The 5,206-nt window shown below is 56.7% G+C and carries 7 protein-coding genes and 3 pseudogenes; 4 read left to right on the top strand and 6 right to left on the bottom strand.

The annotated features are described in order from the left end of the window. Nucleotides 1-329: transposase (locus BLR85_RS27745; RefSeq protein WP_139188418.1), on the top strand; the 329-nt coding region annotated here is incomplete at its 5' end. 234 nt (nt 330-563) lie between these two features. On the opposite strand, the gene BLR85_RS27740 is transcribed toward BLR85_RS27745, so the two are convergent. Then, on the bottom strand, nt 564-842 hold the full coding sequence (locus BLR85_RS27740; RefSeq protein WP_093165021.1) for a response regulator transcription factor: 279 nt from the start codon (nt 840-842) through the stop codon (nt 564-566). A 475-nt stretch (nt 843-1,317) separates the two neighbouring features. Between BLR85_RS27740 and BLR85_RS27735 the strand changes: the two genes are divergently transcribed. Beyond that, complete coding sequence (locus tag BLR85_RS27735) at nt 1,318-1,554, top strand: hypothetical protein (protein WP_093165019.1); 237 nt, start codon at nt 1,318-1,320, stop codon at nt 1,552-1,554. 609 nt (nt 1,555-2,163) lie between these two features. Here BLR85_RS27735 and BLR85_RS30655 read toward each other — a convergent pair. Together BLR85_RS30655 and BLR85_RS28890 are read right to left on the bottom strand one after the other, a co-directional pair. After that, nucleotides 2,164-2,319, bottom strand: a pseudogene (locus tag BLR85_RS30655) (IS30 family transposase); the annotation flags it as partial. 77 nt (nt 2,320-2,396) lie between these two features. Then, entirely contained in the window at nt 2,397-2,798 is a 402-nt protein-coding gene (locus BLR85_RS28890) for a hypothetical protein (RefSeq protein WP_139188607.1), read from the bottom strand. Between BLR85_RS28890 and BLR85_RS27730 the strand changes: the two genes are divergently transcribed. Continuing rightward, entirely contained in the window at nt 2,797-3,009 is a 213-nt protein-coding gene (locus tag BLR85_RS27730) for a hypothetical protein (protein WP_139188606.1), read from the top strand. The genes BLR85_RS28890 and BLR85_RS27730 overlap by 2 nt on opposite strands. A 486-nt stretch (nt 3,010-3,495) precedes the next feature. Beyond that, entirely contained in the window at nt 3,496-4,344 is an 849-nt protein-coding gene (locus BLR85_RS27725; protein ID WP_170844817.1) for a class I SAM-dependent methyltransferase, read from the top strand. 170 nt (nt 4,345-4,514) lie between these two features. Here BLR85_RS27725 and BLR85_RS27720 read toward each other — a convergent pair. The 3 genes and pseudogenes from BLR85_RS27720 to BLR85_RS27715 all read right to left on the bottom strand — a co-directional run. Continuing rightward, nucleotides 4,515-4,649: pseudogene (locus tag BLR85_RS27720) on the bottom strand (IS256 family transposase); the annotation flags it as partial. Nucleotides 4,650-4,728: 79 nt separating this feature from the next. Then, nucleotides 4,729-4,878: pseudogene (locus BLR85_RS28885) on the bottom strand (transposase); the annotation flags it as partial. Between the two features lie 39 nt (nt 4,879-4,917). After that, the coding region (locus BLR85_RS27715) for an integrase core domain-containing protein (protein WP_139188605.1) at nt 4,918-5,206 on the bottom strand (289 nt) is incomplete at its 5' end.

Below are 5,206 nucleotides of genomic sequence, written 5' to 3'. Positions count from 1 at the left end.
CCGAAATGTTCGCCCTCTACATCGAAACCCAACTGGGGCCGACGCTGCGCGAAGGCGACGTTGTCATACTCGACAACCTGTCGAGCCACAAAGCCCCGGCCGCAGCGGCGTCCCTACGCGCGATTGGTGCATGGTTCCTGTTCCTGCCACCCTACAGCCCAGATCTGAATCCCATCGAGATGGCCTTCTCGAAACTCAAGACACTGATCAGGAAGGCCGCCGCGCGAACCTATGACCAACTCTGGGCCGCCGTCGGACAGGTCTGCAACCTCTTCTCGGACGAAGAATGCTACAACTACTTCAAAGCCGCAGGCTATGAGGCCGATTAAACGCGACACGCTCTAGGCCAATAACCCTCGGATGAGTCTGCTTTGCCGTGCCGTTCGACTCTGGGGTTCGATTTGGAGAGAACGACCTTCCCGAAGAAAATTGCGCTTCTCTTTTCGGTCGCTCTTGTTGGAGAAAGCAACGATGCGCAAGAATCGGTATTGCTAGCTCGCGGCGATTGCGGCTGGATGGTCCACGGTTTCTGAGGCATCGCAGATAAAAAACTCCCGAAGCGATCAAACGATGATCAATCCATGGCTCAAGGCGCGCGCGACCGCGTGGGTTGTATTCAAGGCGCCGAGTTTGTGGCGCGCCGCTTCGATGTATACGCGCAAGGTATGTTCGGAAATGTCCATTTCGTGAGCCGCCTGGGCCCGAGTCATGCCCTTGGCCAGATAGGTCATGGCGCTAAGCTCACGCGGCGAGAGCATGATGGTTGGCGCACAGTCACCCTTGTGCTCGAATTCGAGCGCCCGCTTGTTGAGTTCATGTTTGACAAGGTGGTTGACGTTCATGTCTACCTCCAGAACTCAGGGTTTGGTCCTTTGACACATCGCCCGAGTTGTATTGCTGTCAGTCCTCCGATCAGTCTCATTGGGACGATGCAGGCAGATTGAGGTGACAATCTGGCAGGAAAATGGCGAGTTATGGTGGAAGGGCTGCGTTTCAATGCCACGAAGTCCAAACCGAGCTCGGCGGAAACGTTGCCTCTGTGCGGGGTTTCAACTTCGAGCCCGCTGCAAGCAACCGGTCCAAGTCAGACACGTCTTGTGCGGATTCGCTTCCGTCGTCCTTAGAGGAAGGCGTGGAGTGTTGACCCAGCCGGGACAATGCTAACCGGATCGGCGCATTGGTGTCGTCGCCAGCGCTCAAACCGTCCCATAAACCATGATGCGCCGAGTGTTTCTTCGGAGGACATTGGGTTCGAGGGGGGGCACGCTTTGTATCCGCCGGTTTGAAAGCGTCGGAATTTGAAAAGAGGATTCTACCATGTACGAGTTCTTGGTCCTATTGAGCACATTCCTGGTGTTTGCCGTTCTGTTTTTCCTATTCCAACCGCTTTTGGTACGGACAGCAAACGCCCTAACCAATCCGTTTTTCCAGCGCCTTGCGAGGTCCGCAACAGAGGAAAAGGATGATCCTGTTCTTCCTTTTGAACAGGTCATTCAGGAACTTCAGGCGGCACGTCGCGCTCGGGAAGCGGTGAGCGGCCCCTCGATGGCATGAAGCCGTTGACTGGAATGTGATTGCCAAAGCCAGGCTTGCCCAGCGTCTGTGGGCCAAGGAGTAAGATGTCTCGAAACAAGGAAAATTTTGCCATATTCTCGGCGCAAGCTAAGGCCCTGCTCGATCCGCTGCCGACGATTGACCTAATGCCCGGATCGACTGTTGCCCGCACAAGGGGAGTCATCGGTGTCCAGGAACGTCTTCAGATCAAGCCGTACATCCTGCCGACACTTTCCGACCTGCTCATCGTTGCCAAGTATGCGCAGATACCATGTCGCCGTTTCATCCCCACATGTGATTTGCTCACTATGGGCCACTCGAATGGTTTACGTAAAGCGACCCTCCCGTGCGATAATCTTGCCCCCACTCCTGAGGCGTCTAACTTGCGCCTACCGACATGCCGAGACGGTGCACATCGACGAATGGCTGCCTCGCAGAAGCTGCAGTGCAGTGGTTGTTGATGTGGCCAAAGTCGCCTTTGGTGAAGGTTTGCCAACGCGGGCCGACGTCGCGCCAAGCCGATAACTCACGCCGCGGCCCGCATCAGAAAACCTTCACCGTTCCAGACGTCCTAAAAATCCGTGCGAGTGTCCGGTATGCGCCGCCGATTCAACTGATCGCGGCAACACACGCCTTGGACTTCCCTGAAGACTTGAAGTATTTCAATGTCATTCTTGGTCTCTCGTTGCGTTCGCGGGCGACCGCATCAAGGTGGACCTGGTTGTGAACAGTGAGGTCCGTGCCTTTCGGGAAGCACTGACGCAGCCCGACGTCGTCGCGCCGTTCATCCGTATCCGGACCCGATAATTCGCTCGATGCGGGATTGCGAAACGAACCCAAATTCAACCCTGAGTTGTGTTTTTCTCGTATTCGATTGAAATATAAAAGAGTTGATATTGCTTAAAATTTGGGCAAACACGCAAGCCCTCGCATTTTGCCCGGTCGCGGGCCCCTGAGCTTTCGGGCGGAGACTCCTCAAGGTCTCGTTGATGCGCCGCCGTTACGGTCCGCTGCTCAATCTCTGTTTTCCTCTGGATTTTCTCTATTTTTGTGTCGCCCTCGCGCGGGTCAAGCGCCACGTCCTGCGGTGTCAAATGCCTGATAACGTGCAGCGCATGAGATTGTCCGAGAATGTCTCTTCTTGAGCGCGCCACATCCGCCGAAAGAGAGACGGCGGCAAAACTAGCCAGATATGCGAAGAGCCACCGGGAGACGAATCTCCTAAAGCTGGATTTCGAAGACATGGACGACCCGGCCGTCCTGGCTGCCATGCTGAAAGGGCGGCATGACGCGTTCACAGCGGGAGCGCTGAAAATCCTGTTGGCGTCCAATTCCAATCGGATCCCGAGGCTCGTCGGAAAACTGGAGACGATCAACCGATATGTGCGGCAAGCCGAACGGCAGAAAGCCAGAGCGCTTGTTGCATGGCAGAAGGCAAAGAAGCGGGCGACCTGACAATGCGGACCCAAAGGCACACGGGCATCCGACCATTCCTGTCGGATGTCCGCTCAGAGGAAAGGGATTTTGCAAGAATTTCCGGAACTCAAGCAGGGGGTCAAATAGGCGCTTCCGGTCGTGTTTTGTGACTTCGGTTCGCACCGGAGGTCAGTTCAAACGCGACCGGAAGCAGACAATGCAAGGCTCGACGCCACTAAGGCATTGGTCCCAATGAGCCACGCATCGCACTCCTATGGTCGGCGGGGCTTCAAGCAAACAGAAACCCAAGGAAACGGACGACCTTCTTTCGTGCCGGTCCGCGCTTCGCCACACGAAGCAACGCCTGCGTGAGGTCCCTTGTCTGGTGCGCTCGCGCCAGACGGCCAGGCTCCCCACATCGCGTGGGAAACACTTCTTTGCACTCGGTTCCTGACCTGGCTTGACCCTTGTGCAACGTGAAATGAAGTGTAGCCTGACGCATCTCTCCAAGGGAGGATGGGTACGATGGTCGGAAATGGCGAATACGAAAATGAAGGTATTTGGGATTCAGCCGCGCCGGGCTGGGCAAAGTGGGAATCTGCTTTGATGGGTGCCGCCGCCGAGGCGACCGAACAAATGCTGGATGCGGCCAACGTAGAGACGGGCATGAGAGTGTTGGACCTCGCCTGTGGCGCCGGCAGCCAAACGATTCTTGCCGCGAGGCGTGTGGGGCCGACTGGCCGGGTTTTCGCAAACGACATAGCGTCAAAAATGTTGACCTTTGTGACCTCAAATACCGCCGCCGCGGGGCTTACCAATGTCGAAACGCTGCACGGCCCGGCGGAGGACCTTTCCGAAAGCGGGTTGCGCGTCGATGCAGCAACCTGCCGACTCGGCCTTATGCTGTTCCAGTCGCCTCAAGACGCGCTCGCGGCCGTGCGAAGCGTCTTGGCGGAGAACGGGCGCTTCGCGGTTCTTGTGGTGGCCTCTCCGCAGGAAAACCTGCTGTTTTCAAGAACCATGATGATCGCACTAAAGCATGCCGGGAAGACACCGCCGCCGCCGGGTTCACCAGGGCTGTTTGCTCTGTCAGATCCTGCGAAACTAGAGGACATTTTTCAAGTGGCCGGTTATATCGACACTAGGATCGAGTCGGTCGTCGCCCGGATGTCCATCGCATCGGTCGGTGACGCGCTAACCATGATGCAGGAGGCATTTGGTGCCTATCGCGCCGTTCTGGCCGACCTGGACGACCAAAAGCGCGATGTGGCCTGGAGCGAAATCAGGGACTGCATTGGACAGTTTTCGGGCCAAGGCGGCGTAAGCGCGGATATGACCTTCCTTCTGGCTTCCGGGACAAACCCGCCAACCTGATCATGCGGAACAGTCGACCGCTAACACGACGCTCATTCTTGATACCAATCGGGTTTTCCCTTGGTGGCACGTTTGAGTCCGCTGTGGGCTCGGTGCTGCCACTCTAACGCTGTTCGTCAGACGACTGCTTCGCACAGCAGAATGTCCAAGGGTTGGGTCAGGCCGCTGCAACTGAGAACGGCGCCAAGCATCCGTTCCATGAGCTTGATCTTTAGCTCTTTCATCAGCCCGGCATCGCCAAGCAGATCCTCTGGGCGCTCAACGCCTTTCAGCAGTTCGTCCAGAATTTCTTTCGAGATGATCATTCATGCTTCCTTTCGGTGAAGCATGAACCGGATCAGTCAGCATTCGGATCAGCAGCTCGGGATCGATCGAAGGACGTCAGGTGTGGCTGTAGAACGGCGCGAGGTGCGAGCGCATGCTGCTCAGGTCGACGAAACGATCGATCGACCGCAGCAGATGGTCTCGGGGTACATGATCTTCCAGCGAAAAGTCGTAGAACAGCGCACCCTGCGCCTCCTGTCGCGGTCCCATGGTAATCCTCCCCGTTTTGGCGGGGTGGTTTCGTAGAATTCACGCGGCCTTTTTCAGCTTCATGGCAGGAGTGATCCCGCCGATCCCCATGTTGGGGCGCTCATTGTTGTAGGTCCATAGCCATTCGGTTGCTATCTGCTGCACCTCCTCGATGGTGTCAAAGATGTAGAGGTCCAGCCATTCGTGCCGGACAGTCCGGTTGTAGCGCTCGACATAGGCGTTCTGCTGAGGCTTTCCGGGCTGGATGTAGTTCAGGGCGATGCCCTGCTTCTCAGCCCAATTCATGAGGGTGGAACTGACGTATTCGGGGCCGTTATCGACCCGAATT

The organism is Aliiruegeria lutimaris (genome assembly GCF_900099935.1).
In the GTDB taxonomy this organism is placed as follows: domain Bacteria; phylum Pseudomonadota; class Alphaproteobacteria; order Rhodobacterales; family Rhodobacteraceae; genus Tropicimonas; species Tropicimonas lutimaris.
This window is presented reverse-complemented; position numbering and strand designations above follow the sequence as displayed.

Coding starts and splice junctions, on each gene's coding strand:
- BLR85_RS27740 (WP_093165021.1), bottom strand. CDS start 842: ATGAACGTCAACCACCTTGTCAAACATGAACTCAACAAGCGGGCGCTC.
- BLR85_RS27735 (WP_093165019.1), top strand. CDS start 1,318: ATGTACGAGTTCTTGGTCCTATTGAGCACATTCCTGGTGTTTGCCGTT.
- BLR85_RS27730 (WP_139188606.1), top strand. CDS start 2,797: ATGGACGACCCGGCCGTCCTGGCTGCCATGCTGAAAGGGCGGCATGAC.
- BLR85_RS28890 (WP_139188607.1), bottom strand. CDS start 2,798: ATGTCTTCGAAATCCAGCTTTAGGAGATTCGTCTCCCGGTGGCTCTTC.
- BLR85_RS27725 (WP_170844817.1), top strand. CDS start 3,496: ATGGTCGGAAATGGCGAATACGAAAATGAAGGTATTTGGGATTCAGCC.